The sequence below is a fragment of the Pseudomonas sp. HMSC066A08 genome (genome assembly GCF_001813025.1).
Classification (GTDB): domain Bacteria; phylum Pseudomonadota; class Gammaproteobacteria; order Pseudomonadales; family Pseudomonadaceae; genus Pseudomonas; species Pseudomonas aeruginosa.
Map to the genome: position 1 here is coordinate 84,623 of NZ_KV811281.1, position 26,465 is coordinate 111,087.

Here is a 26,465-nt window from a genome sequence, read left to right on the forward strand (position 1 = left end):
CGTCGGGCGAGGGCCTGGGACTGAAGAGAGGATCTGCACATGTTCAAGCAACTCCGTCCGGCACTGGCGTCATTGCTGGTGCTGAGCCTGGTCACCGGCGTGGCCTATCCGCTGCTGGTCACCGGTATCGCCCAACTGGCGTTCCCCGAGCAGGCCAATGGCAGCCTGCTGCGCGACGCCGAGGGCAAGGTGCTCGGCTCGCGGCTGATCGCGCAGAAGTTCGACGGCGAGGAGTGGTTCCATTCGCGGCCTTCGGCGGGCGACTACGCCACCGTTTCCAGCGCCGCGAGCAACCTGGCGCCGAGCAACCCGGCACTGGCCGAGCGCATCGCCAGGGACGCCGCGAAGGAGCGTATCGCCGATCAGGGACCGGTGCCGCTGGCGCTGGTCACTACCTCCGGTAGCGGACTCGATCCGCAACTGCCGCCGCAGGCCGCGCGTTACCAGGCGCTGCGGGTGGCCACGGCGCGCGGGCTGCCGCTGCGGCTGGTGGAGGACCTGGTGGAAAGCCACACCGAGCGGCCGCTGGTGGGGCCCGCGGTGGTCAACGTGCTGGCGTTGAACGTGGCGCTGGCGGGGTTGAAGCGCTAGGTTTCCGCGGAGGCCCACGCAAGGGCTTGCAATATCGCCGCATCGGCGGATGATCGCCGGCGATCGTCCGCCCCGCGCGGCGCAGAGCAACGGAGTACGACCGATCCATGACCGACACCGCACGCGCCGACGCGCTGCTGGCCGACCTGCCCGCTGACGGGCGCGGCCGCCTGAAAGTCTTTCTCGGCGCGGCGCCGGGGGTGGGCAAGACCTTCGCCATGTTGCAGGCCGCCCAGGCCCAGTTGCGCCAGGGCGTGAAACTGCGCGCCGGGGTGGTCGAGACCCACTCGCGGGCGGAAACCGAGTCCCTCCTCGCAGGCGTGCCGCAGCAGCCGCTGCGCAGCCTCGAGTATCGAGGGATGAAACTGCAGGAAATGGACCTCGACGGTCTCCTCGCCGACCCGCCGGCGCTGGCCCTGGTCGACGAACTGGCCCACAGCAACGTTCCCGGCAGCCGCCACGCCAAGCGCTGGCAGGACATCCAGGAGTTGCTGGCGGCGGGGATCGACGTCTACACAACGGTCAACGTCCAGCACCTGGAAAGCCTCAACGACCAGGTCCGCGACATCACCGGCGTGCAGGTCCGCGAGACGGTGCCGGACTGGGTGCTGCAGGAAGCCTACGAGATCGTCCTCATCGACCTGCCGCCGCGCGAGCTGCTGGAGCGCCTGCGCGAAGGCAAGGTCTACGTGCCGGAACAGGCGCGGGCGGCGATCGATGCGTTCTTCTCGCAGACCAACCTCACCGCGCTGCGCGAACTGGCGATGCAGACCGCCGCCGCGCGGGTCGACGCCGACCTCAACCACCGCTACCGCCAGCGCGGCGAGGAGGCGCCGGCGTTGCGCGGGCGGCTGCTGGTGGGCATCGACGGCGACGAACAGGCCGAACGCCTGGTGCGCCACGCCTGCCGGGTCGCCGAACGTCGGCACCTGCCCTGGAGCGTGGTACACGTCGATACCGGCGGCTTGCGCGGCGAGCAGGCGCGGATGCGCCTGCAGGGCGCGCAGCAACTGGCCGAGCGGCTCGGCGGCGAGATCGTCGTGCTGCGCGCCGGCGAGGTGGCGCGGACCCTCCTGCAACATGCCCGCGAGCGCCGCGCCAGCCTGGTCCTGGTGGGCCAGTCGCGGCGCCGCTGGTACCGCCGGGCCTTCGGCGGCGGTCTCGCCGGGCGCCTGCTGCGCGACGGCCAGGGCCTGGAGATCAGCGCCCTGGACAGCGAGGCCGACCTGCGCCCGGCGGAATCGCGGCCACGCTATCCGGTGGTGTGGAACGACTATCTGCTGGCGCTGCTGGCGACTGCCCTGGCCAGCGGCCTGGCCTGGATCGTGGCGCACCTGCTGGAGCTGCCGAACATCTCCCTGGTGTTCCTGATGGCGGTGCTGCTGGTGGCAGTGCGCAGCAGCCTGATGCCGGCACTGCTGTGCGCGGTGGCGTCGTTCCTGGCCTATGACTTCCTGTTCATCCCGCCGCATTTTTCCTTCGCCATCCATCGCCACGAAGACCTGCTGAGCCTGGCGTTCTTCCTGTTCATGGCCGGCCTCACCGGCAACCTGGCGGCACGCCAGCGGCGCCAACTGGAGGCGCTGCGCGATACCCAGGAGGAAACCAGCCTGCTGCTGGAGCTGTCGCGCAAGCTCACCGCCGCCACCGACCGCCAGGCCGTGCTGGCCGCCGCCGCCCAGCAGTTCGACGACTGGAAGGACGTCGAGGTCTGCCTGCTCGGCCAGGTCAATGGCAAGTGGAAGACCGAGGCCGGCGTGCAGCGGCAACTCGTCGACCAGGAACGGGTCGCCGCCGACTGGGCCTGGGCCCACGACCAGCCGGCCGGCCTCGGTACTGGCACGCTGCCCGGAGGACGCTGGTGGTGGTGGCCGCTGTCGGCGGAAGAGGGACCGCTGGCGCTGCTCGGCGTCGCGCCGCTGGACGGCCAGCCGCTGAGCCCGCAGCGCCGGCGTCTGCTCGCCGCCCTCGGCCAGCCCCTGGCCCAGGCCCTGGCGCGTGCGCGCCTGGCCGAGGACCTGGAGGCCGCGCGCCTGCACGGCGAGACCGAGCAACTGCGCAGCGCCTTGCTCGCCTCGGTGTCCCACGACCTGCGCACGCCGCTGACCGCCATGCGCGGTTCCATCGACAGCCTGCTGGCGCTGAGCGAGGTGATCCCGCCGGCGGATCGTCGCGAACTGCTGGAAAGCACCCGCGACGAGGCCGAGCGACTGGACCGCTATATCCAGAACCTGCTCGACATGACCCGTCTCGGCCACGGTGGCCTGAAGCTGGCGCGCGACTGGGTGGCGCCGGGCGACATCGTCGGCAGCGCGCTGAACCGCCTGCGCGCGGTGCTGGCGCCGTACCGGGTGCAGGCGATCGTGGCCAACGACCTGCCGTTGCTCTACGTGCATGCGGCGCTGATCGAACAGGCGCTGATCAACGTGCTGGAAAATGCCGCGCGCTTCTCGCCGAGCCACGGCCGGTTGCGCATCGAGGTCGGCCAGGATGCCGCCGAGCTGCGTTTCGCGGTGAGCGACGAGGGGCCGGGGATTCCCGAGGCCGAGCGGGAGAAGATCTTCGACATGTTCTACACCGCTGCCCGTGGCGACCGCGGTGGCCAGGGCACCGGCCTGGGCCTGGCGATCTGCCAGGGCATGATCGGCGCCCACGGCGGGCGCATCAGCGTCGGCGAAGGCCTCGACGGTCGCGGCACCACGCTGGTCCTGCACCTGCCGCTGCATCCGCAGCCGGACCTCGGGCAACTGGAGGGCGACGAATGAGCCCGGCGCACTTGCCTGGCGCCCGCGCTCGCGCTATTCCTGCCGTTTCCGCGACGCCGCCGCTGGCTCGTCGCCGTGTTCACCTGCCGTGCCGAGTGCCATGACCCAATTGCAGAACAGCATCCTGCTGATCGACGACGAACCGCAGATCCGCAAGTTCCTCCGCATCAGCCTCAATGCCCAGGGCTACCGGGTGCTCGAGGCCGGCACCGGCGAAGAGGGGCTGGCCCAGGCCGCGCTGAACCGGCCGGACCTTGTGGTGCTCGACCTCGGCCTGCCGGACCGCGACGGTCAGGACATCCTTCGCGACCTGCGCGAATGGTCGCAGGTGCCGGTGCTGGTGCTGTCGGTGCGCGCCAGCGAGGGCGAGAAGGTACTGGCCCTGGACGGCGGCGCCAACGACTACGTGACCAAGCCGTTCGGCATCCAGGAGTTCCTCGCCCGCGTGCGCGTCCTGCTGCGCCAGGCGGCGCAGGGCGAAAGCCCGGAGGCGGCGGTGGCGGTCGGCCCGTTGCAGGTGGACTTCGCCTATCGCCGGGTCACCCTGGAGGGTGCGGAAGTGGCGCTGACGCGCAAGGAGTACGCGGTGCTCGCCGCGCTGGCACGCCATCTCGGACGCGTAGTGACCCAGCAGCAACTGCTCAAGGATATCTGGGGCCCGACCCATGTCGAAGACACCCATTACCTGCGGGTCGTGGTCGGCCACCTGCGCCAGAAACTCGGCGACGATCCGGCCAGCCCGCGCTTCCTGGTGACCGAGGCGGGCGTCGGCTATCGCCTGCGCGACAGCTGACGCGCAGCGCAATTCTGCGCGAGGGGCATGCCTCCCGTGCGTTCATCGCCTATGATGCCGCGCATTCGCGCTGGCCCGGATGCGCCCGGGTCGGTGCCCCGGTGTCACCACGAAGGTCATCATGCAGCAACTGTTGAACGAGATTCTCGATGAAGTCCGCCCGCTGATCGGGCGCGGCAAGGTCGCCGACTACATCCCCGCGCTCGCCGGCGTCGAGCCGAACCAGCTGGGGATCGCCGTGTACAGCCGCGACGGCGAGCTGTTCCATGCCGGCGACGCCCTGCGGCCGTTTTCCATCCAGAGCATTTCCAAGGTGTTCAGCCTGGTCCAGGCGATCCAGCATTCCGGCGAGGACATCTGGCAACGCCTTGGCCACGAGCCCTCCGGCCAGCCTTTCAACTCCCTGGTGCAGCTGGAGTTCGAGCGCGGCAAGCCGCGCAACCCGTTCATCAATGCCGGCGCCCTGGTGATCTGCGACATCAACCAGTCGCGTTTCGCCGCGCCGGCGCAATCGATGCGCGATTTCGTCCGGCGCCTGTGCGGCAACCCGGAAGTGGTGTCGGACTCGGTGGTGGCGCGTTCCGAGTACCAGCACCGCTCGCGCAACGCGGCGGCGGCCTACCTGATGAAATCGTTCGGTAACTTCCACAACGACGTCGAGGCGGTGCTGCTCAGCTATTTCCATCATTGCGCGCTGCGCATGAGCTGCGTCGACCTGGCGCGGGCGTTCTGCTTCCTCGCCGACAAGGGCTTCTGCAAGCACAGCGGCGAGCAGGTACTCAACGAGCGGCAGACCAAGCAGGTCAACGCGATCATGGCCACCAGCGGGCTATACGACGAGGCCGGCAACTTTGCCTATCGGGTCGGCCTGCCGGGCAAGAGCGGTGTCGGCGGCGGCATCATCGCGGTGGTGCCGGGGCGCTTCACGGTCTGTGTCTGGTCGCCGGAACTGAACGCCGCGGGCAATTCGCTGGCGGGTATCGCCGCGCTGGAGAAACTCAGCGAGCGGATCGGCTGGTCGATCTTCTGAAACCGCCGCCCGTCGTGGCGGCGCTCGAATTCCCGGCGCCGCTGCGCTATGTTCTGCGGCTACCGCTTGCCGGCGCCGGATGCGCCGGTCCACTCGCCAGGAAGGTCGCCATGTCCCGTCCGATCCCCGTTTCCCGTGTCTTCGCCTGCCTCACCGTTCTCGCCGCCTGCGCGCATGCCGGCGCCGCCGAACCGGACTGGCGTGGCTACACCAGCGATCAGCAGCAGCGCAGCGTGCTGGCCGTCGAGCAGGACGCCGAGGCCATCAACAAGCGCTACTACGACAGTGCCTTCGAGGAATTCCTGCCGGAACTGGAGCAACTGGAACTCAGCCTGGCGCAGCCCGTCGTCGCCGTCGACGAGAAAGGCCTGCTGGGCGACTGGAAGTGCCGCTCGACCCAGGCCGACCAGTACGGCATCTATCGCTATCCGAACTTCCAGTGCCGCATCCGGCGTACCGACCGCGGCCTGTTCCTGGAGAAGACCAGCGGTTCGCAGCGGGTCAGCGGCTACCTGTTCCGCGAAGGCACGCAGCGCTACGTGTTCCTCGGCGGCGCCACGGTCAACGACGAGCCCCAGGTGGCCTTCAGTGGCCTGGCCCACGGCGCGCCGGCTGAGTCCGACGTGGTCGCGCTGCTGCGCCCGCACGCCGGTGGCTTCCTCCTGCTGTTCCCGGAACGGCGCGGCGGCTATGAAGTCCTCGAGTTCAGCCGCTGAGGCTCAGGCGTTGTCTTCCTCGTAGCGGTCCAGGGTGTCGCTGGCGATCTGCCGGCCGAGGGCGATCAGCTCCGGCGCCTTGTAGAACTCGAAGAAGCGGCAAACCCGCTTCGGCACGTTGATCAGGATGTCCGGCGGGTAGCCGGCGATCTTGTACTGCGCCAGCGAGGTCTGCATCACCTCGAAGCTCTGGTTGACCAGTTCCAGCAGCGATGCCGGACCGCTGCTTTCCACTACCGTGGTGCCGCTGGCCGACTTCGGCGAGTCCTTGCCTTGCGGCGCCGCGGCCGGCTGTTGCAGTTGCGGCTCGGCGGGCTCCTCGGATTCCGCCGGAACCGGATGGAGCAGGGCGTCGGCGCTCAGCTCCGGCGGGGTATTGTCGTCGCCGTGGCGGCGGAAGAACGAGAGTTTGTGGCCGAGGCTCTCGATCATGCTGTCGAAGCGCCCCTTGAGCGCGGCCGGACGCTCGATTACCGGCAGGTGGTACTGCTTCTGGTTGGTGGCGTTGAGGTTGACCGCGATGATCAGGTCGCTGTGGGCCGACACCACCGGCACGATCGGCAACGGGTTGAGCAGGCCGCCGTCGACCAGCATGCGGCTGCCCTGCATGACCGGGGTGAACAGGCTGGGGATCGCCGCCGAGGCGCGCATGGCCTGGTGCAGGCAGCCTTCCTGGAACCAGATTTCCTGCTGGTTGGTGAGATCGGTGGCAACCGCCGTGTAGGGGATCGACAGGTCCTCGATGTTCACCTCGCCGAGGATCTCGTGGATCTTGCCGAACACCCGCTCGCCGCGGATCGCGCCGAGGCGGAAGCTGACGTCGAGCAGGCGCAGCACGTCCAGGTAGTCGAGGCTTTCCACCCACTCGCGGTACTCGCGCAGCTTGCCGGCGGCGTAGATGCCGCCGATCACCGAGCCCATGGAACAACCGGCGATGCAGGTGATCTCATAGCCGCGTGCCTCGAGTTCCTCGATCACGCCGATGTGCGCGTAGCCGCGCGCACCGCCGGAGCCCAATACCAGAGCGACCTGTTTGCTCATCTGCAACCCCTTGCCAATACTGCGTGACGAAGCGAAAACGATACGCGTGTCGCCCGGCCGCCGCCAAGTGCGTCGCGGCGATGCGCGGCCCTTTCCCTGTCCGGAGATCGTTCGATGAAAACCTGGATCGTTCTGCCCGTCCTTGCCTTGACCCTGGCCGGCTGTGCCGGCAAGACCGCCTACCGGGAGAACTGCGCCGACCAGCTGGACGCGGCCTGGAAGGAACTCGACCTGGCCAAGGCCGAAGGCTTCGCCGGCACCGTCAGCTACTCGAAGGCCCTGACCCTGCTCACCGGGGCCAAGACCCAGCAGCAGTTCGAGGCCTACGAGGGCTGCACCAGCAAGGCCGAAAAGGCGCGCTTCTATATCCGCGAGTCGCGCGCCGGGCGTTGAGCCGGGCGCGGCGATCGGCCCTCTGGCGGCGGCGCCGGCTTTGCTAGAATGGGCACTTTTCCGACATCCACGGGAGTACACCGATGAGCGAGGCGATCCGCCTGACCCAGTACAGCCACGGCGCCGGCTGCGGCTGCAAGATTTCGCCCAAGGTGCTGGAGGTGATCCTCGCCGGCAGCGGCGCGCAGAACCTCGATCCGAAGCTCTGGGTCGGCAACGCCTCGCGCGACGACGCGGCTGTCTACGCTCTCGACGAGGAGCGCGGGGTGGTCTCCACCACCGATTTCTTCATGCCGATCGTCGACGACCCCTTCGATTTCGGCCGTATCGCCGCGACCAACGCCATCAGCGACATCTACGCCATGGGTGGCGACCCGCTGATGGCTATCGCCATCCTCGGCTGGCCGGTCAACGTGCTGGCCGCGGAAGTCGCCCGCGAGGTGATCGCCGGCGGCCGCAAGGTCTGCGAGGAAGCCGGCATCCCGCTGGCCGGCGGACACTCCATCGACGCCCCCGAGCCGATCTTCGGCCTGGCCGTGACCGGCGTGGTGGAGAAGCGCTTCATGAAGCGCAACGACACCGCCGAGGCCGGCTGCAGGCTGTACCTGACCAAGCCGCTGGGCATCGGCATCCTCACCACTGCCGAGAAGAAGGCCAGGCTGCGCGCCGAGGACGTCGGCGTGGCGCGCGACTGGATGTGCACCCTGAACAGGCCCGGCGCGCGCTTCGGCCGGTTGGCCGGGGTCAAGGCGATGACCGACGTCACCGGTTTCGGCCTGCTCGGCCACCTGGTGGAAATGGCCGACGGCAGCAAGCTCACCGCACGCGTGGAGTACGCCGCGGTACCGCGCCTGGCCAGTGCCGAATATTACCTGGAGCAGGGCTGCGTGCCTGGCGGCACCCTGCGCAACTTCGACAGCTATGGCGAGCGCATCGCGCCACTGCCGGAAGTGCAGAAGCTGTTGCTTTGCGATCCGCAGACCAGCGGCGGCCTGCTGGTGGCGGTGGCTCCGGAAGGCGAGGCGGAGTTCCTCGCCGTGGCGGCGGAACTCGGCCTGCAACTGGCGCCGATCGGCGAGCTGGTCGAGCGACAGAGTCTCGCGGTACAGGTGCTGTGATGCGCGACAACACCCAGCACTACCGCGAACTGTTTCTCGACGATATCCCCCTGATGGATGTGCGCGCCCCGGTGGAGTACCACAAGGGCGCCTTTCCCAACACGGTCAACCGGCCGCTGATGAACGACATCGAGCGGCAGAAGGTCGGCACCAGCTACAAGCAGCACGGCCAGCAGGCCGCCATCGCCCTTGGCCACGAACTGGTCTGCGGGGCGCTCAAGGCCGAACGGCTGGCGGCCTGGAAAGCCTTCGCCGAAGCCAATCCGAACGGCTACCTGTATTGCTTCCGCGGCGGCCTGCGCTCGCAGATCGTCCAGCAGTGGCTGAAGCAGGACGCCGGCATCGACTACCCACGGGTGATCGGCGGCTACAAGGCGTTGCGCAACTTCCTTTTCGAAACCACCCGCGCGGCGGTCGACGAGTGCGATTTCGTGCTGGTCGGCGGCCTCACCGGTTGCGGCAAGACCGAGGTGATCGCGGCGCTGGACAACAGCCTCGATCTCGAAGGCCACGCCAACCATCGCGGTTCCAGCTTTGGCCGGCGAGCCACGCCGCAGCCGGCGCAGATCGACTTCGAGAACCGCCTGGCCATCGACATCCTGAAGAAGCGTCATCGCGGCGTCGGCCAGTTCGTCCTCGAGGACGAGGGGCGGATCGTCGGCAGCTGCTCCTTGCCGCTGGAGCTGTACCAGGGCATGCAGGGCTACCCGCTGGTCTGGCTGGAGGATGCCTTCGAGCAGCGTGTCGAGCGTATCCTCAGGGACTACGTGATCGACCTGCGCAGCGAGTTCGAGCGCGTGGTGGGCGTGGAGGAGGGCTTCGCCGCCTTCTCCGCCTACCTGCAGAAGAGTCTCGCCGGCATCGTCAAGCGCCTCGGCGGCGAGCGCTACCAGCGGCTGGCGGCGATCCTCGTGCAGGCGCTGGAAGAGCAGGGCCGCGACGGCTCGGTGGATACCCATCGCGGCTGGATCGAGGGGCTGCTCAAGGAGTACTACGACCCGATGTACGCCTTCCAGCGGCAGAGCAAGGAAGACCGCGTCGAGTTCCGCGGCAACCAGGCCGAGGTGATCGGGTACCTGCGCCAGCGTCAGGCGTTGCGGCCATCGTAGTGCTGTACCGGGAGCGCGTTGGCGTCGATGTTCTCCAGGCAGCGCGCGTTGACCGCGGCCATCGCCTGGCCGTCCGGGCCTATGCCTTCGCTGAACGGCGCGCAGCCGCAGGTGGGGCAGAAGTGATGCTGCAGGCGATGGGTGTTGAAGGTGTAGGTGTGCATCGCGCTGGCCGGCGTCTTCAGCGCCAGACGGTCGCGCGGGACGAACCACAGCAGCCAGCCGCGCCGGCTGCACAGTGAGCAGTTGCATTGGATCACCTGGTCGAGGTCGCCTTCGACTTCGTAGGCGATGGTTCCGCAGTGGCAGCTTCCTCGATAGTTCATGGCAGGGCTCCTGGGTGAGGGTAGGGCAAGTCTAGCCGCTGCCTCCGGGTGGCGCAGGGCTGCGGCGCAGACGGTCGCGAGAGCTGCGGGGCTGCGGCATAATCGGCGTCCCCTCCGTCGATTTCCGCGAGACCGCCATGCAACTGGACTTCACCACCATCGCTCCCGCCGAGGCCTATCGCTGGTTGGCTTCCACCGTCACCCCGCGACCGATTGCCTGGGTCTCGACCCTGTCCGCCGAGGGCGCCAGCAACCTGGCCCCGTTCAGCTTCTTCCAGGTGATCAGCGACGAGCCGCCGACCCTGATGGTCAACGTCAGCCTGCGCGACGACGGCAGCCTCAAGGACACCCTGCGCAACGTCCAGGCCACCGGGCAGCTGGTGATCCACCTGGTCGGCGCCGCCCAGGCCGAGACCATGAACGCCACCTCCGCCTGGCTGCCCCATGGCGTGAGCGAGATCGAGACGGTCGGCATCCCTACCGTGTCCAGCGTACGCGTGGCGCCGCCGCGGATCGCCGCGGCGGCGGTGGCCTTCGAGTGCGAGGTAGCGGAAATCAAGCCGTATCCGGCGGAGAACCCCAATTGCCACCTGATCTTCGCCCGCGTGCTGCTGGCCCATGTCGACGATGCCGTGCTGGCCGACGAGCGCCATGTGGATAGCGCCCGGCTCGACCTGGTCGGTCGCCTGGGCGGCAGCCACTACAGCCATACCCGCGACACGTTCAGCATGATCCGGCCCAGGTAGCCGGGCTCAGTCCGGCGCCCGCAGGCACTCGTCGACCGTGCGCCGGCACACCGGCGCCTGGCCCGCGGCCTGGCGTTCCTGCCACTGGCGATAGGCGAGCTGGTAGCTTTCCGGATACACCCCGCCGCGCTTCAGCGGCGCCACGATACTCGCGCGCAGCGCCTGTTCGCTCAGCGCCAGGTGCGCGGCCAGGCGCTGGAACTGCCAGGGCTGCTGGCCCTGGCGGCGCTCCAGGACCTCGACGTGGTAGAGGCCGTCGGCCGCCGCGCTCGACAGGTTGTGCACGATCAGCCAGCGCGACAGGCCCGGCGCCGCCGGCAACGACCAGAGCGGCTGCTCGATCGGGCCGCTCCAGTCGGCCAGGGCGGGGGCGCACAGACTCAGCGACAGCAACAGCGGCAATACGGGACGCATGGCAAGCTCCTTTTTCCATGGGGTGCCCAGTATGGCTCCGCGCCCGGCCGACGTCAGCCCGGATATCCTGGAAACGACCTGCGCACATCTCTCCTGGCTATTATCGTGCCACTACCTTGCCCGGCCGCTCAGGTTCGGCGAAAAACGCGCGACACAGCGGGAAATGCGCACGCAGACGGCGCGCCACGGGGGAGGGGAGTCATGCTGGGGTTGCTGCGCAGGCGTCTGGCCGATCCCGGCACGGCGAAGAAACTGGCCATCGGTTTTACCCTGGTCCTGCTATAGCGTCGAGGCGCTGAGCGCCGACAGCCAGCGTATCGGCAGCGTGCTGGAGGTGATCAAGAGCGTGGCCGAGCAGACCAACCTGCTGGCGCTGAGCGCCGCCATCGAGGCGGCGCAGGCCGGCGAACAGGGTCGAGGCTTCGCCGTGTTCACCGACGAGGTGCGGGCGCTGGCGCGGCGCACCCAACGGTCCACGGCCGAGATCGAGTGCAGCGCAGCCACCGTTGGTGGGCCAGAGCGTCGACGACGCGTTGCAGACCGAGGCGGCGCTGGGCAATATCGCCACGGCGGTGGCGCTGATCCAGCAGATCGTCGCGGCCTCCGAGCAGCAGAGCGCGGTCGCCGAGGAGATCAACCGCAGCGTCACGCGATCCGCGAGGTAGCCGATCAGTCGGCCCAGGCCATGCAGTCGACGGCTTCGTCCAGCGAACAACTGGCGGAGCTGGGGCGCGAACTACAGGGCATGGTCAGGCATTTCCGCTTGTAGCCGCGGCCTGGGCGGCGAGTCTTTTCTGCTGGCGCAGCCAGTAGCGATAGGCACTGACCCCGGAGCGCACCGAGCTGAACACCAGCGGCGGCTTGATCTCGCCGAGCATGCTGGAGCGTTGCAGCAGGTCCAGCGTCTGCCCGGTCACCCGTGCCAGCGACAGGTGCACGCCCTGGGCCTTGAGGATCTGTTGTACCTCGTGGAGGGTGGCCAGGCCGCTGATGTCGAGGTTGGTCATGGCTTCGGCGTTGAGCAGCACCGCATTCGGCCGCTCGCTGCCGTCCACCACGGCAAGCACCCGTTGCTTGAAGTAGTCGGCGTTGAAGAACAGCAGGGGGGCGTCGAAGCGGTAGATCACCAGGCCGGGAAGAGTGGTGGCCTGCGGGTACTTGGCCAGCTCGACCTGGCCGTCGATGCCGTGCATCCAGCCGAGCACCGCGTCGCTCGGACGATAGGTGTAGTAGAGCAGGCGTAGTACGGCGATGCTGACGGCGACGAAGATTCCCGGCAGCACGCCGACGCTGAGCACGCCGACGGTGGTCAGCAGGCAGAGGCTGAACTCGAAGCGGCTGAGCTTCCAGAAGCCTTTCAGCGCCTGCACGTCGATCAGGCCCCAGCCGGCCAGCAACAGGACCGCGCCGAGCGCCGGCATCGGCACCCAGCCCAGGGGTTTGTTCAGCAGCAACAGGGTGGCGGCGATCACCAGCGCGGCGACCACGCCGACCAGTTGTGTCTTGCCGCCGACCATGTCGTTCACCGCGGTGCGGGAGTCGGCGCCGCTGATGGCGAAGCCCTGGGAGACCCCGGCGCCGATGTTGGCCAGGCCGAGGGCGACGAGTTCGTGGTTGGCGTTGATGCTGTAGCCGTGGCGGGCGGCGAAGCTGCGCGCGGTGAGCATGGCGCTGCAGAAGCTGACCACGGTGATGCCGGTGGCGTCGCGCAGCAGGCTTTTCAGTTCCTCCAGGCTGGTCTGCGGCCAGCTCAGTTGTGGCAGCCCGGCCGGTACCTCGCCAAGCAGTTCCACGCCGTAGCGATCCAGGCCCAGCAGCGCCGCGGCGAGACTGGCCAGGAGGACGCCGCAGAGCGCCCCGGGCAACTGCGGGAAGCGCCGCGGCAGCAGCACCATCAGCAAGAGCGAGAGGCTGCCGAGGATCAGCGTCGGCCAATGGATGTGCAGCAGGTTCTCCAGCAGCGCGAGGATGCCGGCGACGAAGCCGCTGGTCGCCGCCTCGTAGCCGAACAGCTTGCCCAACTGTCCGACCAGCAGGCTCAGGCCGATGCCGTTGAGGTAGCCGACCAGGATCGGTCGCGAGAGGAAGCTGGCGATGAACCCGGCGCGGGCCAGGCCGGCGACGATGGAGAACAGCCCGACCATGATCGCGACGATCATCGACAGGTCCACCAGGCGCTGCGGATCGCCCGCCGCCAGCGGGGTGATGGCGGCGGCGACCATCGCCGCGGTCGCCGCGTCGGGGCCTACCATCAACTGCCGCGAGCTGCCGATCAGGGCGTAGATCAGCATCGGCAGGATGCACGCATAGAGGCCTACCTGGGGCGGGAAACCGGCGATCTGGGCGTAGGCGATGGCAGTGGGGATCTGGATCGCCGCTACCGACAGCCCGGCCTGGACATCCGAACGGAACCAGGCGCGGCGGTAGTGGAGCAGGCTATCGAGTCCGGGTACCCAGCGGGCGAGTGGCATGCGGCTGATTCCTTGCAGGCGCGGATGCCGCAGCTTAGCCCGAAGGACAGGCGGCAGGATTGCCGGGAATCATTATTTCTTCGGTGCAAACGCTCAGGCGAGGCGCAGGGCGGATAGCGCAAGGCGCTATCCGCCGCGTCTTCGCGCCGGTGGCGGACCTCAGACCTTCAACACCAACTTGCCGAAGTTTTCCCCGCTGAACAGCTTGAGCAGGGTCTCGGGGAAGGTCTCCAGGCCTTCGACGATGTCCTCGCGCGATTGCAGCTTGCCTTCCGCCAGCCAGGTGGCCATCTCCTTCAGGCCTTCTGGGAAGCGCTGGGCATAGTCCATCACCACCATGCCTTCCATGCGCGCCCGATTGACCAGCAGCGACAGGTAGTTGGCCGGGCCGCGCACCGCTTCCTTGTTGTTGTACTGGCTGATCGCCCCACAGAGGACGATGCGTGCCTTGAAGGCGATGCGGGTGAGCACCGTGTCGAGGATTTCGCCGCCGACGTTGTCGAAGAACACATCGATGCCCTTCGGGCATTCGCGCTTGAGTCCGGCGGCGAGGTCTTCGTTCTTGTAGTCGATGGCGCCGTCGAAGCCCAGTTCTTCGACCAGGAAGCGACATTTCTCGGCGCCGCCGGCGATGCCCACCACCCGGCAGCCCTTGAGCCTGGCGATCTGCCCGGCAACGCTGCCCACCGCGCCGGCGGCGCCGGAGATCACCACGGTCTCGCCGTTCTTCGGCTGGCCGACGTCGAGCAACGCGAAGTAGGCGGTCATGCCGGTCATGCCCAGCGCCGAGAGATAGCGTGGCAGCGGCGCGCGGGACGGGTCGACCTTGTAGAAACCCTTGGGCTCGCCGACGAAATAGTCCTGCACGCCGAGGGCGCCGTTGACGTAGTCGCCGGCCTGGAAACCGGGGTGCTTCGAAACCAGCACCTTGCCGACGCCGAGCGCGCGCATCACCTCGCCGATCCCCACCGGCGGGATATAGGAGCGGGCGTCGTTCATCCAGCCGCGCATCGCCGGGTCCAGCGACAGGTACTCGTTCTTCACCAGGATCTGGCCCTCGGTCGGTTCGCCGAGCGGGGTCTCGACGAAACTGAAGGTATCGCGGCCGGGCAGCCCGCTGGGACGCTGGGCCAACTGGTATTGCCGATTGATCTGGGAGGTCATGGCAGGGCACTCGAATGTCGGGAAACAGGCCCCTAGGGATAGCTGGCGCCGGCGCCGGCGGCAAGCGAAGGCGAGTGCGGAAATGACCGGTCATCTATGCCGATGATTCGCCGCTATCAGCCTTATCAGCGGGCTGGATGGCCCATCCTCCAGTCCCCTGATAGTGCTATGCCTTGCGGCGACCCTGGCTAGACTGGCGCGGCCCGGTTCCGTCGCGGTTGGCGGAAGGCGATTTTCCGAGGAGCAGCAGATGAGCAAACTTCTTTCCGGCCAGGTCGCACTGGTCACTGGCGGTGCGGCGGGCATCGGCCGCGCTACCGCGCTGGCCTTCGCCGCCGCCGGGGTCAAGGTGGTGGTCGCCGACCTGGACAGTGCCGGCGGCGAGGGCACGGTCGAGGCGATCCGCCAGACGGGAGGCGAAGCCCTCTTCATTCGCTGCGACGTCACCCGCGACGCCGAGGTCAAGGCGCTGGTAGAGGGTTGCGCAGCGGCCTACGGCCGTCTCGACTACGCCTTCAACAACGCCGGCATCGAGATCGAGCAGGGCAAGCTGGCCGACGGCAACGAAGCCGAGTTCGATGCCATCATGGCTGTCAACGTGAAGGGCGTCTGGTTGTGCATGAAGCACCAGATCCCGCTGATGCTGGCCCAGGGCGGTGGCGCGATCGTCAACACCGCCTCGGTCGCCGGGCTCGGCGCGGCGCCGAAGATGAGCATCTACGCTGCTTCCAAGCACGCGGTGATCGGCCTGACCAAATCGGCGGCGATCGAGTACGCGAAGAAGGGCATCCGCGTCAACGCCGTGTGTCCGGCGGTGATCGACACCGACATGTTCCGCCGCGCCTACGAGGCCGATCCGCGCAAGGCCGAGTTCGCCGCCGCGATGCATCCGCTGGGTCGGGTCGGGCGGGTCGAGGAAATCGCCGCCGCGGTGCTCTACCTGTGCAGCGACAACGCAGGCTTCACCACCGGTATCGCCTTGCCGGTGGACGGCGGGGCGACGGCGATCTGAGCGGGCGGCGATACAACCGGGATGCCCCGGCGCGGGGCATTCGCATTCTGTTACAGGTCGGCGCGCGGTTTGGCGCGCCAGGCCACTGCCGGGGGACTAACCTGGGTCGAGAATCCGGGGCCTGAGCCCGTCTCCATCGCATCGGAGCAATAACAATAATGACCGCCGATCCCATCCTGACCCTGTTCCTCCCCATCGCCCTGGGCATCATCATGCTCGGTCTCGGACTGTCCCTGACCCCGGCCGATTTCCTCCGCGTGGTGCGTTACCCGAAGCCGGTGCTGGTCGGCCTGGTGTGCCAGATCGTCCTGCTGCCCCTGGCCTGTTTCCTGATCGTCCAGGGCTTCGCCCTGGAGGCGGCCCTGGCGGTCGGCATGATGTTGCTGGCGGCCTCGCCCGGCGGCACCACCGCCAACCTCTACAGCCACCTGGCGCATGGCGACGTGGCACTTAACATCACCCTGACCGCGGTGAACTCGGTGATCGCCATCCTCACCATGCCGCTGATCGTCAATCTGTCGCTGCAATACTTCATGGGCGACGGGCAGGCGATTCCCTTGCAGTTCGGCAAGGTCGTGCAGGTGTTCGTCATCGTCCTCGGCCCGGTGGCCATCGGCATGCTGGTGCGCAACCGCCTGCCGGCCGTGGCGGATCGCCTGCAGAAGCCGGTGAAGATCCTTTCCGCGCTGCTGTTGCTGGTGATCATCCTGCTGGCGCTGGCCAAGGACTGGCAGACCTTCGTCACCTACGCGCCGGTGGTCGGGCTGGCCGCGCTGGCCTTCAACCTGCTGAGCCTGGCGGTGGGCTACTGGGTGCCGCGCCTGCTGCGCCTGCCGAAGGCCCAGGCGGTGGCCATCGGCATGGAGATCGGCATCCACAACGGCACCCTGGCGATCGCCCTGGCGCTGAGTCCGAGCCTGCTGAACAACAGCACCATGGCGATTCCGCCAGCGATCTACGGGGTGCTGATGTTCTTCACCGCGGCGGCCTTCGGCTGGTGGGTCAGCCGTGGCCACCAGGCCGCGCCGGCGCCCGTGACGGCGCCGGACTGAGGTTGATCAGCCGCGCCGCCAGTTGAGCACGAACTGAGTCAGCAGGCCGGCCACCAGGCCCCAGAACGCCGAGCCGATGGACAGCAGGGTGAAGCCGGAGGCGGTGACCATGAAGGTCACCAGCGCAGCCTCGCGCTGGCGCTCGTCGGCCATCGAGTTGGCCAGGCCGTTCATGATCGAGCCGAGCAGGGCGATGGCGGCGATGGACAGTACCAGTGCCTTGGGGAACGCCGTGAACAACGCTGCCAGGGTGGCGCCGAAGGTTCCCGCGACGCAGTTGAAGAAGCCGCACCAGAGCGCCGCGGTATAGCGCTTGTGCGGGTCCTCGTGGGCTGAGGGACCGGTGCAGATCGCCGCGCTGATCGCCGCCAGGTTGATCCCGTGGGAGCCGAACGGTGCCAGCAGGATCGAGGCGATGCCGGTACTCGAGATCAGCGGCGAGGCCGGCACCTGGTAACCGTCGGCGCGCAGCACGGCGATGCCGGGCATGTTCTGCGAAGCCATGGCGACGATGAACAGCGGGATGCCGATGCTGATGGTGGCGGCCAGGGAGAAGCTCGGCGTGGTCCACTCCGGTACCGCCAGTTCCAGGCGGAACCTGCTGAAGTCCAGTTGGCCCAGTATCCCGGCCAGCAGTACCCCCACCAGTAGCGCAGCGAACACCGCATAGCGCGGCGAGAAGCGCTTGCACAGCAGATAGCTGAAGAACATCGCCAGCACCAGCAGGGTCTGTTGCTCGGCGGCGTTGCAGATCTCGATGCCGATGCGGAACAGCACCCCGGCCAGCAGCGCCGAGGCCAACGAGGAGGGAACCTGGCGCATCAGGCGTTCGAAGCTGCCGGTGACGCCACACAGGGTGATCAGGAGGGCGCAGACGATGAAGGCGCCTATCGCCTCGCCGTACGGCACTCCGGGCAGGCTGCTGATCAGCAGCGCCGCGCCGGGGGTGGACCAGGCGATCACGATCGGCACCCGGTAGCGCAGGGTCAGGCCGATGGTCGCCAGGCCCATGCCGATCGACAGGGCCCAGATCCACGAGGAAATCTGCGCGCTGCTGAGGCCGGCGTTCTGCCCGGCCTGGAACATCAGTACCAGCGAGCTGGTGTAGCCGGTGAGCATGGCGACGAAGCCGGCCACCACGGCGGCGGGAGAGGAGTCGGCGAATGGACGCAGACGAGGCTGGGGCTGGGTGGTTTCGGTCATGCCGGGTACTTCCATGGAGTGTGCGGGACGACCGGGCAAGGCAGTGGGCGGAGCCACGGGGCAGGTTGCGCGAGGCGCGGAGTGCCGATCGTCTTTTTCTGTTTTGCGCAGCCTAAACAGCCGACCAGGGGCTGTCCCGGTACAGCCGCGGACATAGTTGGCCATACAGTCGCAGCTGCCGGAAGCTGGCGGAGCTGGTAACTTCCCGGCATTTGCCGAGGAGCTTCGCCATGGATGCAAACCCCTACGCCACGCCGCGTGTCGAATTGGTCGAGCAGGGCATACCGGATGCTTTCCGCCGGCGCTGGACGCCCGCGCAACTGCGCATCCTCGCCTGGCTCTGCCTGGCCTCGATAGCCGGCGGCGTGGTGCTGATGGTGCTCAGCCTGCTGGAGGCATTCGGCGACGGCGCCGCGTCCAGGGTCTACGCCGACTGGCTGGGCCTGCTCCTCAGCCTGCTCGGCGCCTACCTGCTGCTGCGGCTCAAGCACCTGGTCGAGTCGCGCTTTCGCGGCCCCTCGCTGGCCTGGCCGGTATGGTTGTCGATTCTCCTGACCCTGCTGGGCGAGGGCTGGAGCCTGCTGGCGGTTACCGACGATGCGCTGCAGGGCTGGAACTGGCAGGCGCTGGTGTACTTCGCGCTGCTTGCGCTGATCGGCGCTACCACCCTCTGGCTGGGCCTGCGTCTGCTCAAGCAGGAAAACCTCTATCCGTCGCTGCGGATCATGGCTTGGCTGGACATCGCCGGCGGCGCGATGCTGGTTTCGGTGCTGTTGCTGGTGCTGGCGGTACTGCCGCTGCTGGCCGCCACCGTGGCCATGGCGCTGGCCTGCTGGCGCGCGGCGCGGGAGTTGGAGCGGGGCTAGCGGGCAGCCGGTCGGCTTGTCGAGCGTCCAGGCGCCAGGCGCGTCAGTCGGCGGCCTCCGTCGCCGCTTCGCCGCGGCTGCCTGCATGCGCCCGAGCCAGGGTGCGATTGACCGCCAGCCAGCCGGAGACCGCTTCGCCGCCGGCTTCCTCGAAGCAGCGTTGGAGCAGCCGCGACTGCTCGCGACGCAGCGCCTTTTCCAACCGCACGCCCTCGGTTGTGAGGCCGAGGAGGCGTTTGCGCTTGTCGTCGTCGGCGGTGGCGCTGTCGATCAGGTTCATCTCCAGCAACTGGCGCAGCGGGATGTTCAGCGCCTGCTTGGTCACGCCGAGCAGGGCCAGCAGTTCCTTCACGCTGAGGCCCGGATAGCGGGCGATGAAGAACAGCACGCGGTGATGCACGCGTCCCAGGCCGCGGCGGGCGAGCATCTCGTCAGGCTTGGTGGTGAAGGCCTGGTACGCGAAGAAGAAGGCTTCCATCATGGCCTGCTGCTGGACGGCGTGGTTTTTCAGGTCAGGCATATTGACGCTTCCGGGCGCGGCATCGTAGTTTCGGTCAAGCAGTTTGACTCATTTTCCCCCGCCTACGCTACCGGTGATCCCATGGCCTTCTCTGAACGCATCTCCCGCCTGAAAAGCTCCTTGATCCGCGAAATCCTTGCCGCGGCGCAGCGTCCGGAGGTGATGTCGTTCGCCGGCGGGCTGCCGGCCGAGCCGATGCTGCCGAAGGTGCAGTGGGAGCAGATGCCGGCCTCCATGGGCCAGTACGGCATGAGCGAAGGCGAGCCCGCCCTGCGCGAAGCCATCGCCGCCGAAGCGCGTGCCCTCGGCGTTCCCTGCGAGGCGAGCCAGGTGCTGATCGTCAGCGGTTCGCAGCAGACCCTCGACCTGGCCAGCAAGCTGTTCATCGATCCGGGCACCGAGGTGCTGCTCGAGGCGCCGACCTACCTCGCCGCGCTACAGGCCTTCCAATTGTTCGGCGCCGATTGCGTGACCGTGCCGCTGGGTGCCGAGGGCCCCGACCTGGTTGCCCTGCGGCAGCGCCTGGAGCGACACAAGCCGGCCTTCGCCTACCTGATCCCGACTTTCCAGAATCCGTCCGGCGTGCGCTACAGCGAGGAGCGCCGCGACGCGGTGGCGGCACTGCTCGACGAGTTCGGCGTGACCCTGATCGAAGACGAACCCTATCGTGAACTGGTGTTCGACGAGGGCCGCGCAACCCCGCTGGTCAGCCGCCTGCGCAAGTCCAGCTGGATCTATACCGGCACGGTGTCGAAGACCCTGCTGCCGGGCCTGCGCGTCGGCTTCCTGATCGCCACCCCGGACCTGTTCCCGCACCTGCTGCGGCTGAAACAGTCGGCCGACCTGCATACCAACCGGGTAGGGCAGTGGCAGGCGCTGCAGTGGTTCGGCAGCGAGGCCTACCGCCAGCACCTGGCCGAGCTGCGCGAGTTCTACCGGGTCCGCCGCGACGCCATGCAGGAGGCGCTGCTGGAGCACTTCGGCGAGCTGGCCGAATGGAACATCCCGGAGGGCGGGCTGTTCTTCTGGCTGACCCTCAGGCAGCCGCTGGATACCCGCACCCTGCTGCAGCCGGCGCTGGCCGCCGATGTCGCATTCATGCCCGGCGAACCCTTCTTCGCCGAGCCGGAGCAGAACCTCGGGCGCCTGCGGCTGAACTTCAGCCACGTCGCCCCGGAGCGCCTGCACGAAGGCCTGCGGCGCCTGGCCAAGGTCGTCCGCGACGCCCAGGCCGCCGAAGCGGCCTGAACCCTCATCGGCGCTCCTCCCGGGGCGCCGGCCATCCGATCCGAGGAGCGACACGATGTACAAGGTCTACGGTGATTACCGTTCGGGCAACTGCTACAAGATCAAGCTGGCCATGTCGCTGCTCGGCATCGACTACCAGTGGGTTCCGGTGGACATTCTCAAGGGCGAGACCCAGACCCCGGAGTTCCTGGCGAAGAACCCCAACGGCAAGATACCGGTGCTGGAGCTGGAGGACGGCAGTTGCCTGTGGGAGTCCAACGCCATCCTCAACTTCCTTGCCGACGGCAGCGCCCTGCTGCCCAGCGAACCGCGCCTGCGCACCCAGGTGCTGCAATGGCAATTCTTCGAGCAATACAGCCATGAGCCCTATGTGGCCGTGGCGCGCTTCATCAAGCTCTACCTCGGCCTCCCGGAAGCCCGCCGCGCCGAGTTCGAAGAGAAGAAGATCGGCGGCTACAAGGCCCTCGACGTCATGGAGAAACAGCTGTCGCGCACGCCATTCCTGGTCGGCGAACAGTTCTCCATCGCCGATATCACCCTCTACGCCTACACCCATGTCGCCCATGAAGGCGGCTTCGACCTGACGGCCTACCCGGCGATCCGCGCGTGGATCAAGCGAGTGGGGGAGGTGCCGGGGTATGTGGGGATGCTGGATTGAGGGGAGATTCGATCAGCGGTTGGCGAGGCATTGATTTTCTGCCATGAGCGGAAATTTCGGGTAGAGCGAAATTTTTATGCATCGGGCTGGATGTGCGTTTTTCCTGATTTTTCGTAGCTCGCTTTCCTGGCGCTGCTGTTCGTACCCGGCACCGCGCTGGTGGCGGGTCAGGTACTGGCTGTTGAGGTCGATGCCCAGGAGGGGATCGACCGACTGGCCGCGCTAGCCGACCCGACTACCGTCGGGCAGCTTTCTCGCCAGTAGGCGCACGGCACTGTCGAGCGGGTAAGCGGTGCGCAATTCTCTGTCGTCGCCGTACGCGGCCTACCGCATAAGTTGGTCATCGAGGGCTTGGCGATAGGCGCTGCGGCGGTCATCGAATCCTGCTTTCCTGGCTGCTCGGGTCGCTATCGATTTCCGCCCTGCCGGTGCGGTACAGGCGTGTCCAGGGTAAACGCAGCGGTGCGTCCCGCCTGCAATCGGTCGCGGCGCAATTTCCTCGCCGGTGGCCATCGAGGCAGGAACGTTCTTCATACAATTCTGGGACCGTCTATCTCGATTTAACTTCTCTAACAATTCCCGTGCCAGTCTTTTCATGGCTCTTTTAATCGATCTCATCCAATGGCTGATTGCTATCCATGTCTCATTCTGAAAAGAAAAATAACAAGTGAACTGAGCAAGAAGTTGCGCAGTGCTGTGCAACTTTTTGCGCAGTAGTGTCCAGGCCAGTATTTTCAAGGGCTGCGGACTGTTATTGGGGATATTTCTTGGTTTTCATTGTGCAACTTCTTGCACAATCGCTGTTACCCTCTGGATCAGCTTTTGGTCCGCTTGGAAGGCCTATGTTTCGGGGCTTTCCGGAGGAGTCCAATGTTGCCTGCCTTGTTTTTTGTAAATTGTTAACTACCTGTTTTGGTAGGGTTTTCCAAATGGCCATCAATGTCGTTATGATGGCTAGAGCCAAGTCGTAAAGGGCATGGACGCAGACGCCTGGCGTTTGGCTGAGAATCTTTCATTGATTCGTATCAATGAGTAGAGAAATTCCCAAAGAGGGAATGTCCTGTTGCTTGCCAGTTTTTATGTTGTTTTCATGGAAAAGGCAAAGGGCTCTTCAGGTTATTGGGATTTTCGTTCGGTTTCTATGCCAACTAGTTGAATTATTAAGATATTCATTGGCGCACATGGTGTGCATTGAAGGGTTAGGATGACCTATTCGAGCAAGCTCTCCTCGCATTATCTGGAACTCGCGGAACAGCCGATTTCAAAGGATGTCTTTGCGGGTGAGGATGTGCGTTTTTCCAGCGAATACGAGGCGCTGGAAAATGAGCTGGGCAAGGCGCTCTCGCTCCATGAGAACGGCCAGACCGACTGGTTGAAAATCCTGGAAAACAGCGAAGCGCTGCTTCGTGCCCAATCCAAGGACCTGCGTGTTGCAGCCTGGTTGACCTGGGCGCTCTACCAACGGGAATCCTTTCCCGGTTTGCTGGCCGGACTGGGATTGCTGGAACGTCTGTGCAGCCGGCATTGGGTCGAGATCCATCCGCTCAAGGCGCGCACTCGCGCCGCGGCCATTGCCTGGCTGGTGCCCCGGCTGGAGCAGGCGCTGAACGAGAACGTACCGATCAAGGAGCAACTCCCCCTGTTCCGGCGTCTCGCCGGGCACCTGGAAAAACTCGATACCGCGCTGACCGCGCAACTGGGCGACGACGCGCCCTTGTTGCTGCCGATCAGCCGACGCCTTTCGGGCATGCTCCAGCGTGCCGCTGACAACCAGCCCGAACCTGGCGTGGTCGGTGCCGTGGTGGCTCAGGTCAAGCAGGCGGCCAGCCAGTTGCTGGCGCCGGGTGCGCCCATCGACAACGAACGCGACGCCCACAAGGCCATGCGCGCCCAGCAGGAGGCCGCACGCCCCCTGTGCGCCTGGTGGCTGAAGCAGAAAGCCACCGATCTGCGCGCGCTGCGCCTCAACCGGACGATGCTCTGGCTGCCCATCGAGTCCATGCCCGAGCGCAATGCCGAACAGGTCACCGCGCTAAGGGGAGTGCCGGCTGACAAGCTGAAAAGCTACCAGGAGCGTTTCGCCCAGGGCCTGTATGCCGATCTCCTGGTGGAGCTGGAGGCGAGCCTGGCACGGGCGCCGTTCTGGTTCGACGGTCAGCGCCTGGTCTGGGAGTGCCTGCAGGGGCTCAATGCCGAGCAGGCGATGCGGGAAGTCGAAATGCATTTCGCCTTGCTCCTGCAGCGTCTGCCGGGGCTGGTGGAGCTGCGTTTCCACGACGGCAGCGCGTTCGCCGATGCGGCCACCCGCGGCTGGATCAGCGCCCATGTCATGCCCCATCTCCAGAACGACAGTGCGCCGCGCAAGGTCGAGACCGTGGCCCTGCAGGCCGAATGGGACGTCGCTCTGGACGAGGTCCAGCCGGTGTTGCGCAAGGACGGCCTGAAGGCGGCGGTACAGGTGTTGAAGCAGGGCATGAAGCGCGCCCACGGCGGGCGCGCCCGGTTCTTCTGGCAACTGAGCCTCGCGCGACTGTGCTTCCTGGCGAAGAAGTACGAGCTGGCCAAGACCCAGCTGGAGAGCCTCGACCATCAGTTGCACGAATCGGGATTGCACGCCTGGGAGCCCGATCTGGCGCTGGATGTACTGCACCTGCTGCATAGCTGCTGCGAGCTGTTGCCGCAGAACCACGCCGTGCGAGAACGCAAGGAAGACATTTATCGCAGGCTGTGCCACCTCGATCTCGAGGTGGTGCTCGAATAGGGCTTCGCGCCCTCAATTCTCAAGGAGAAAAAGCCATGGCCAAAGAAGGCTCGGTAGCCCCAAAGGAACGCATCAACGTCACCTTCAAGCCCGCCACCGGCGGTGCCCAGGAAGAAATCGAACTGCCGTTGAAGCTACTGGCGATCGGCGATTACACCCAGCGCGCGGATGAGCGCAAGGTGGAGGACCGCAAGCCGATCGGCATCGACAAGATGACCTTCGACGAGGTCCTGGCCAAGCAGGAGCTGGGGCTGACGCTGAGCGTACCCAATCGTCTCCAGGAGGAGGGTGGCAGCGACGAGCTGGCGGTGGGGCTGCAGATCAACTCGATGAAGGACTTCAACCCGGCCAGCATCGTCGAGCAGGTGCCCGAACTGAAGAAGCTGATGGAGTTGCGCGATGCGCTGGTGGCCCTCAAGGGTCCGCTGGGCAACGCCCCGGCGTTCCGCAAGGCGATCGAAAGCGTACTCGCCGACGACGAGTCCCGTAGCCGTGTGCTGGGCGAGCTGGGGCTGAACACCGCCCCCTCCCAGGACGCCTGAGCCACCCCCTAGCCAAGGAAGCAGATACATGAGCACCAGTGCCGCACAGCAAGGCCGGAACCAGAACGGCGAATACAACATTCTCGACAGCATCATCGCCGAGACCCGCCTGAGCCCGGACGACGAGGCCTACGACATCGCCAAGCGCGGCGTCTCCGCCTTCATCGAGGAATTGCTCAAGCCGCAGAACGACGGCGAGCCGGTGAAGAAGGCGATGGTCGACCGGATGATTGCCGAGATCGATGCCAAGCTCGGCACGCAGATGGACGAGATCCTCCATCATCCCGATTTCCAGGCGCTGGAGTCGGCCTGGCGCGGCCTGCAACTGCTGGTCGACCGCACCAACTTCCGCGAGAACATCAAGATCGAGATTCTCAGCGTTTCCAAGCAGGACCTGCTGGACGATTTCGAGGACTCGCCCGAGGTGATGCAGTCCGGCCTGTACAAGCACATCTACACCGCCGAATACGGCCAGTTCGGTGGCCAGCCGGTCGGCGCCATCATCGCCAACTACTACATGTCGCCCAGTTCGCCCGACGTCAAGCTGATGCAATACGTCTCCAGCGTAGCCTGCATGGCCCATGCGCCGTTCGTGGCGGCCGCCGGTCCGAAGTTCTTCGGCCTGGAAAGCTTCACCGGCCTGCCGGACCTGAAGGACCTGAAGGATCATTTCGAAGGCCCGCAGTTCGCCAAGTGGCAGAGCTTTCGCCAGTCCGAGGATTCCCGCTACGTAGCGCTGACCGTACCGCGCTTTCTGCTGCGCACGCCCTACGATCCGGAAGAAAATCCGGTCAAGTCGTTCGCCTACAAGGAGACCGTGGCCAACAGCCACGAGCATTACCTGTGGGGCAACACCGCCTATGCCTTCGGCACCAAACTGACCGACAGCTTCGCCAAGTATCGCTGGTGCCCGAACATCATCGGGCCGCAGAGCGGCGGTGCGGTAGAGGACCTGCCGTTGCACCACTTCGAGAGCATGGGTGAGATCGAGACCAAGATTCCCACCGAGGTGCTGGTGTCCGATCGCCGCGAGTACGAACTGGCCGAGGAAGGCTTCATTTCCCTGACCATGCGCAAGGGCAGCGACAACGCCGCGTTCTTCTCCGCCAGCTCGGTGCAGAAGCCGAAGTTCTTCGGCATCAGCGCCGAAGGCAAGGCCGCGGAGCTGAACTACAAGCTCGGCACCCAGCTGCCGTACATGATGATCGTCAACCGCCTGGCCCATTACCTGAAGGTCCTGCAACGCGAACAGCTGGGGTCGTGGAAGGAGCGTACCGACCTCGAACTGGAGCTGAACAAGTGGATCCGCCAGTACGTCGCCGACCAGGAAAACCCCAGCGCCGAAGTGCGCGGCCGTCGCCCGCTGCGCGCTGCACAGATCATCGTCAGTGACGTCGAGGGCGAGCCGGGCTGGTACCGCGTCAGCCTGAACGTGCGCCCGCACTTCAAGTACATGGGGGCGGACTTCACCCTGTCGCTGGTCGGCAAGCTGGACAAAGAGTAAGCGGAGCTTTCCATGACCGGATACGGCAGCCTGTTCGAGCGCCTGAACGGCGACGCGGATAAGCGCGTCGGCTGGAGCCGCGAGGTTTCCGCCATGGCGTCGGTGGCTGCCCATCTGGGCAAGATGCTCAGCACCCGTGCGGGCAGCGTGCAGACGCTGTCCGACTACGGGCTGCCCGATCTCAACGACATGCGCCTGAGCCTGCACGACTCCCTGAGCCAGGCGCGCTCGGCCATCGAGAGCTTCATCGAGGCCTATGAACCACGCCTGAGCGATGTGCGGGTGATTTCCCTGCCGCGCGACAACGACCAACTGCGCCTGTCCTTCAGCATCGATGGTCTGCTTGAGGTGGATGGCTTCAGGCGTCAGGTGAGTTTTTCCGCATGCCTGGATGGCAGCGGCCAAGTGAAGGTCAGTTAAGG

General features: G+C 66.5%; 25 protein-coding genes and 1 pseudogene. 19 read left to right on the forward strand and 7 right to left on the reverse strand.

The features are described 5' to 3' along the window. The first annotated feature begins 39 nt into the window (after positions 1-39). The 5 genes from kdpC to HMPREF2886_RS07220 all read left to right on the forward strand — a co-directional run bounded on the left by kdpC (position 40) and on the right by HMPREF2886_RS07220 (position 5,895). Positions 40-591 carry a potassium-transporting ATPase subunit KdpC gene (gene kdpC / locus HMPREF2886_RS07200; protein ID WP_033973212.1) on the forward strand — a complete coding sequence of 184 codons (552 nt, stop codon included), beginning with the start codon at positions 40-42 and terminating at the stop codon, positions 589-591. Positions 592-698: 107 nt separating this feature from the next. Further along, complete coding sequence (locus HMPREF2886_RS07205; RefSeq protein WP_070747019.1) at positions 699-3,356, forward strand: sensor histidine kinase; 2,658 nt, start codon at positions 699-701, stop codon at positions 3,354-3,356. 100 nt (positions 3,357-3,456) lie between these two features. After that, positions 3,457-4,149 carry a response regulator gene (locus HMPREF2886_RS07210; protein ID WP_003087534.1) on the forward strand — a complete coding sequence of 231 codons (693 nt, stop codon included), beginning with the start codon at positions 3,457-3,459 and terminating at the stop codon, positions 4,147-4,149. Positions 4,150-4,270: 121 nt separating this feature from the next. After that, the gene (glsB, locus tag HMPREF2886_RS07215; RefSeq protein WP_003087537.1) at positions 4,271-5,179 is read left to right on the forward strand and encodes a glutaminase B; all 909 of its coding nucleotides are present in this window, start codon (positions 4,271-4,273) and stop codon (positions 5,177-5,179) included. A gap of 110 nt (positions 5,180-5,289) precedes the next feature. After that, positions 5,290-5,895: a DUF4893 domain-containing protein gene (locus tag HMPREF2886_RS07220; protein ID WP_003110632.1), complete on the forward strand. Its 606-nt coding sequence runs from the start codon at positions 5,290-5,292 to the stop codon at positions 5,893-5,895. A 3-nt stretch (positions 5,896-5,898) separates the two neighbouring features. Here HMPREF2886_RS07220 and HMPREF2886_RS07225 read toward each other — a convergent pair whose 3' ends face one another. Then, a complete protein-coding gene (locus HMPREF2886_RS07225; RefSeq protein ID WP_003087542.1) occupies positions 5,899-6,936 on the reverse strand; it encodes a patatin-like phospholipase family protein in 1,038 nt (345 codons plus the stop codon). Between the two features lie 114 nt (positions 6,937-7,050). On the opposite strand from HMPREF2886_RS07225, the gene HMPREF2886_RS07230 reads away from it, so the two are divergent. The 3 genes from HMPREF2886_RS07230 to mnmH all read left to right on the forward strand — a co-directional run bounded on the left by HMPREF2886_RS07230 (position 7,051) and on the right by mnmH (position 9,556). Then, positions 7,051-7,329 carry a hypothetical protein gene (locus HMPREF2886_RS07230; protein WP_003097836.1) on the forward strand — a complete coding sequence of 93 codons (279 nt, stop codon included), beginning with the start codon at positions 7,051-7,053 and terminating at the stop codon, positions 7,327-7,329. Between the two features lie 83 nt (positions 7,330-7,412). Beyond that, complete coding sequence (selD, locus tag HMPREF2886_RS07235) at positions 7,413-8,447, forward strand: selenide, water dikinase SelD (RefSeq protein WP_003087546.1); 1,035 nt, start codon at positions 7,413-7,415, stop codon at positions 8,445-8,447. After that, the gene (gene mnmH, locus HMPREF2886_RS07240) at positions 8,447-9,556 is read left to right on the forward strand and encodes a tRNA 2-selenouridine(34) synthase MnmH (protein WP_003087548.1); all 1,110 of its coding nucleotides are present in this window, start codon (positions 8,447-8,449) and stop codon (positions 9,554-9,556) included. Before selD ends, mnmH begins: the two co-directional genes overlap by 1 nt. Here mnmH and HMPREF2886_RS07245 read toward each other — a convergent pair. Then, complete coding sequence (locus HMPREF2886_RS07245) at positions 9,535-9,882, reverse strand: GFA family protein (protein WP_024915942.1); 348 nt, start codon at positions 9,880-9,882, stop codon at positions 9,535-9,537. The genes mnmH and HMPREF2886_RS07245 overlap by 22 nt on opposite strands. A 137-nt stretch (positions 9,883-10,019) precedes the next feature. Between HMPREF2886_RS07245 and HMPREF2886_RS07250 the strand changes: the two genes are divergently transcribed. Next, positions 10,020-10,628: a flavin reductase family protein gene (locus HMPREF2886_RS07250; protein WP_003097831.1), complete on the forward strand. Its 609-nt coding sequence runs from the start codon at positions 10,020-10,022 to the stop codon at positions 10,626-10,628. 6 nt (positions 10,629-10,634) lie between these two features. Here HMPREF2886_RS07250 and HMPREF2886_RS07255 read toward each other — a convergent pair whose 3' ends face one another. Then, complete coding sequence (locus HMPREF2886_RS07255; protein WP_070747022.1) at positions 10,635-11,042, reverse strand: DUF5086 family protein; 408 nt, start codon at positions 11,040-11,042, stop codon at positions 10,635-10,637. A gap of 283 nt (positions 11,043-11,325) precedes the next feature. On the opposite strand from HMPREF2886_RS07255, the pseudogene HMPREF2886_RS33020 reads away from it, so the two are divergent. After that, a pseudogene (locus tag HMPREF2886_RS33020) lies at positions 11,326-11,811 on the forward strand (methyl-accepting chemotaxis protein); the annotation flags it as partial. Here the strand turns inward: HMPREF2886_RS33020 and HMPREF2886_RS07260 are convergent. Both HMPREF2886_RS07260 and HMPREF2886_RS07265 read right to left on the reverse strand, forming a co-directional pair. After that, positions 11,792-13,513 carry a SulP family inorganic anion transporter gene (locus HMPREF2886_RS07260; RefSeq protein ID WP_070747023.1) on the reverse strand — a complete coding sequence of 574 codons (1,722 nt, stop codon included), beginning with the start codon at positions 13,511-13,513 and terminating at the stop codon, positions 11,792-11,794. The pseudogene HMPREF2886_RS33020 and the gene HMPREF2886_RS07260 sit on opposite strands and share 20 nt — an antisense overlap. Positions 13,514-13,672: 159 nt before the next feature. Continuing rightward, positions 13,673-14,677: an NADP-dependent oxidoreductase gene (locus tag HMPREF2886_RS07265; protein ID WP_033973197.1), complete on the reverse strand. Its 1,005-nt coding sequence runs from the start codon at positions 14,675-14,677 to the stop codon at positions 13,673-13,675. 250 nt (positions 14,678-14,927) lie between these two features. On the opposite strand from HMPREF2886_RS07265, the gene HMPREF2886_RS07270 reads away from it, so the two are divergent. Then, complete coding sequence (locus tag HMPREF2886_RS07270; RefSeq protein WP_033973196.1) at positions 14,928-15,689, forward strand: SDR family oxidoreductase; 762 nt, start codon at positions 14,928-14,930, stop codon at positions 15,687-15,689. A 158-nt stretch (positions 15,690-15,847) separates the two neighbouring features. Beyond that, positions 15,848-16,741 carry a bile acid:sodium symporter family protein gene (locus HMPREF2886_RS07275; RefSeq protein ID WP_003117741.1) on the forward strand — a complete coding sequence of 298 codons (894 nt, stop codon included), beginning with the start codon at positions 15,848-15,850 and terminating at the stop codon, positions 16,739-16,741. Between the two features lie 6 nt (positions 16,742-16,747). Here HMPREF2886_RS07275 and HMPREF2886_RS07280 read toward each other — a convergent pair whose 3' ends face one another. After that, the gene (locus HMPREF2886_RS07280) at positions 16,748-17,944 is read right to left on the reverse strand and encodes a benzoate/H(+) symporter BenE family transporter (protein WP_070747025.1); all 1,197 of its coding nucleotides are present in this window, start codon (positions 17,942-17,944) and stop codon (positions 16,748-16,750) included. Between the two features lie 230 nt (positions 17,945-18,174). On the opposite strand from HMPREF2886_RS07280, the gene HMPREF2886_RS07285 reads away from it, so the two are divergent. Next, on the forward strand, positions 18,175-18,810 hold the full coding sequence (locus HMPREF2886_RS07285) for a hypothetical protein (protein WP_033976325.1): 636 nt from the start codon (positions 18,175-18,177) through the stop codon (positions 18,808-18,810). Between the two features lie 43 nt (positions 18,811-18,853). On the opposite strand, the gene HMPREF2886_RS07290 is transcribed toward HMPREF2886_RS07285, so the two are convergent. Further along, positions 18,854-19,330: a MarR family winged helix-turn-helix transcriptional regulator gene (locus HMPREF2886_RS07290; protein WP_039027179.1), complete on the reverse strand. Its 477-nt coding sequence runs from the start codon at positions 19,328-19,330 to the stop codon at positions 18,854-18,856. An 81-nt stretch (positions 19,331-19,411) separates the two neighbouring features. On the opposite strand from HMPREF2886_RS07290, the gene HMPREF2886_RS07295 reads away from it, so the two are divergent. The 6 genes from HMPREF2886_RS07295 (at position 19,412) to tssE (ending at position 26,463) form a co-directional block, all read left to right on the forward strand. After that, entirely contained in the window at positions 19,412-20,578 is a 1,167-nt protein-coding gene (locus tag HMPREF2886_RS07295; RefSeq protein ID WP_003097818.1) for an aminotransferase-like domain-containing protein, read from the forward strand. Between the two features lie 55 nt (positions 20,579-20,633). Then, on the forward strand, positions 20,634-21,236 hold the full coding sequence (locus HMPREF2886_RS07300; protein ID WP_003097816.1) for a glutathione S-transferase family protein: 603 nt from the start codon (positions 20,634-20,636) through the stop codon (positions 21,234-21,236). Between the two features lie 1,204 nt (positions 21,237-22,440). Next, a complete protein-coding gene (gene tssA, locus HMPREF2886_RS07305) occupies positions 22,441-23,997 on the forward strand; it encodes a type VI secretion system protein TssA (RefSeq protein WP_058178096.1) in 1,557 nt (518 codons plus the stop codon). 35 nt (positions 23,998-24,032) lie between these two features. Further along, on the forward strand, positions 24,033-24,539 hold the full coding sequence (gene tssB, locus HMPREF2886_RS07310) for a type VI secretion system contractile sheath small subunit (RefSeq protein WP_033973186.1): 507 nt from the start codon (positions 24,033-24,035) through the stop codon (positions 24,537-24,539). Between the two features lie 28 nt (positions 24,540-24,567). Continuing rightward, the gene (gene tssC, locus HMPREF2886_RS07315; protein WP_033973185.1) at positions 24,568-26,043 is read left to right on the forward strand and encodes a type VI secretion system contractile sheath large subunit; all 1,476 of its coding nucleotides are present in this window, start codon (positions 24,568-24,570) and stop codon (positions 26,041-26,043) included. Positions 26,044-26,055: 12 nt separating this feature from the next. After that, on the forward strand, positions 26,056-26,463 hold the full coding sequence (tssE, locus tag HMPREF2886_RS07320; RefSeq protein ID WP_033973184.1) for a type VI secretion system baseplate subunit TssE: 408 nt from the start codon (positions 26,056-26,058) through the stop codon (positions 26,461-26,463). Positions 26,464-26,465: the final 2 nt, after the last annotated feature.

Excerpts from the sequence above, each read along its gene's own strand:
- HMPREF2886_RS07275 (WP_003117741.1), top strand. The coding sequence starts at position 15,848 with ATGACCGCCGATCCCATCCTGACCCTGTTCCTCCCCATCGCCCTGGGC.
- tssA (WP_058178096.1), top strand. The coding sequence starts at position 22,441 with ATGACCTATTCGAGCAAGCTCTCCTCGCATTATCTGGAACTCGCGGAA.
- tssE (WP_033973184.1), top strand. The coding sequence starts at position 26,056 with ATGACCGGATACGGCAGCCTGTTCGAGCGCCTGAACGGCGACGCGGAT.
- HMPREF2886_RS07225 (WP_003087542.1), bottom strand. The coding sequence starts at position 6,936 with ATGAGCAAACAGGTCGCTCTGGTATTGGGCTCCGGCGGTGCGCGCGGC.
- mnmH (WP_003087548.1), top strand. The coding sequence starts at position 8,447 with ATGCGCGACAACACCCAGCACTACCGCGAACTGTTTCTCGACGATATC.
- HMPREF2886_RS07260 (WP_070747023.1), bottom strand. The coding sequence starts at position 13,513 with ATGCCACTCGCCCGCTGGGTACCCGGACTCGATAGCCTGCTCCACTAC.
- HMPREF2886_RS07210 (WP_003087534.1), top strand. The coding sequence starts at position 3,457 with ATGACCCAATTGCAGAACAGCATCCTGCTGATCGACGACGAACCGCAG.
- glsB (WP_003087537.1), top strand. The coding sequence starts at position 4,271 with ATGCAGCAACTGTTGAACGAGATTCTCGATGAAGTCCGCCCGCTGATC.
- HMPREF2886_RS07285 (WP_033976325.1), top strand. The coding sequence starts at position 18,175 with ATGGATGCAAACCCCTACGCCACGCCGCGTGTCGAATTGGTCGAGCAG.
- HMPREF2886_RS07245 (WP_024915942.1), bottom strand. The coding sequence starts at position 9,882 with ATGAACTATCGAGGAAGCTGCCACTGCGGAACCATCGCCTACGAAGTC.
- HMPREF2886_RS07220 (WP_003110632.1), top strand. The coding sequence starts at position 5,290 with ATGTCCCGTCCGATCCCCGTTTCCCGTGTCTTCGCCTGCCTCACCGTT.
- tssC (WP_033973185.1), top strand. The coding sequence starts at position 24,568 with ATGAGCACCAGTGCCGCACAGCAAGGCCGGAACCAGAACGGCGAATAC.
- HMPREF2886_RS07230 (WP_003097836.1), top strand. The coding sequence starts at position 7,051 with ATGAAAACCTGGATCGTTCTGCCCGTCCTTGCCTTGACCCTGGCCGGC.
- kdpC (WP_033973212.1), top strand. The coding sequence starts at position 40 with ATGTTCAAGCAACTCCGTCCGGCACTGGCGTCATTGCTGGTGCTGAGC.
- HMPREF2886_RS07250 (WP_003097831.1), top strand. The coding sequence starts at position 10,020 with ATGCAACTGGACTTCACCACCATCGCTCCCGCCGAGGCCTATCGCTGG.
- HMPREF2886_RS07255 (WP_070747022.1), bottom strand. The coding sequence starts at position 11,042 with ATGCGTCCCGTATTGCCGCTGTTGCTGTCGCTGAGTCTGTGCGCCCCC.
- HMPREF2886_RS07270 (WP_033973196.1), top strand. The coding sequence starts at position 14,928 with ATGAGCAAACTTCTTTCCGGCCAGGTCGCACTGGTCACTGGCGGTGCG.
- HMPREF2886_RS07280 (WP_070747025.1), bottom strand. The coding sequence starts at position 17,944 with ATGACCGAAACCACCCAGCCCCAGCCTCGTCTGCGTCCATTCGCCGAC.
- tssB (WP_033973186.1), top strand. The coding sequence starts at position 24,033 with ATGGCCAAAGAAGGCTCGGTAGCCCCAAAGGAACGCATCAACGTCACC.
- HMPREF2886_RS07205 (WP_070747019.1), top strand. The coding sequence starts at position 699 with ATGACCGACACCGCACGCGCCGACGCGCTGCTGGCCGACCTGCCCGCT.
- HMPREF2886_RS07290 (WP_039027179.1), bottom strand. The coding sequence starts at position 19,330 with ATGCCTGACCTGAAAAACCACGCCGTCCAGCAGCAGGCCATGATGGAA.
- HMPREF2886_RS07295 (WP_003097818.1), top strand. The coding sequence starts at position 19,412 with ATGGCCTTCTCTGAACGCATCTCCCGCCTGAAAAGCTCCTTGATCCGC.
- selD (WP_003087546.1), top strand. The coding sequence starts at position 7,413 with ATGAGCGAGGCGATCCGCCTGACCCAGTACAGCCACGGCGCCGGCTGC.
- HMPREF2886_RS07265 (WP_033973197.1), bottom strand. The coding sequence starts at position 14,677 with ATGACCTCCCAGATCAATCGGCAATACCAGTTGGCCCAGCGTCCCAGC.
- HMPREF2886_RS07300 (WP_003097816.1), top strand. The coding sequence starts at position 20,634 with ATGTACAAGGTCTACGGTGATTACCGTTCGGGCAACTGCTACAAGATC.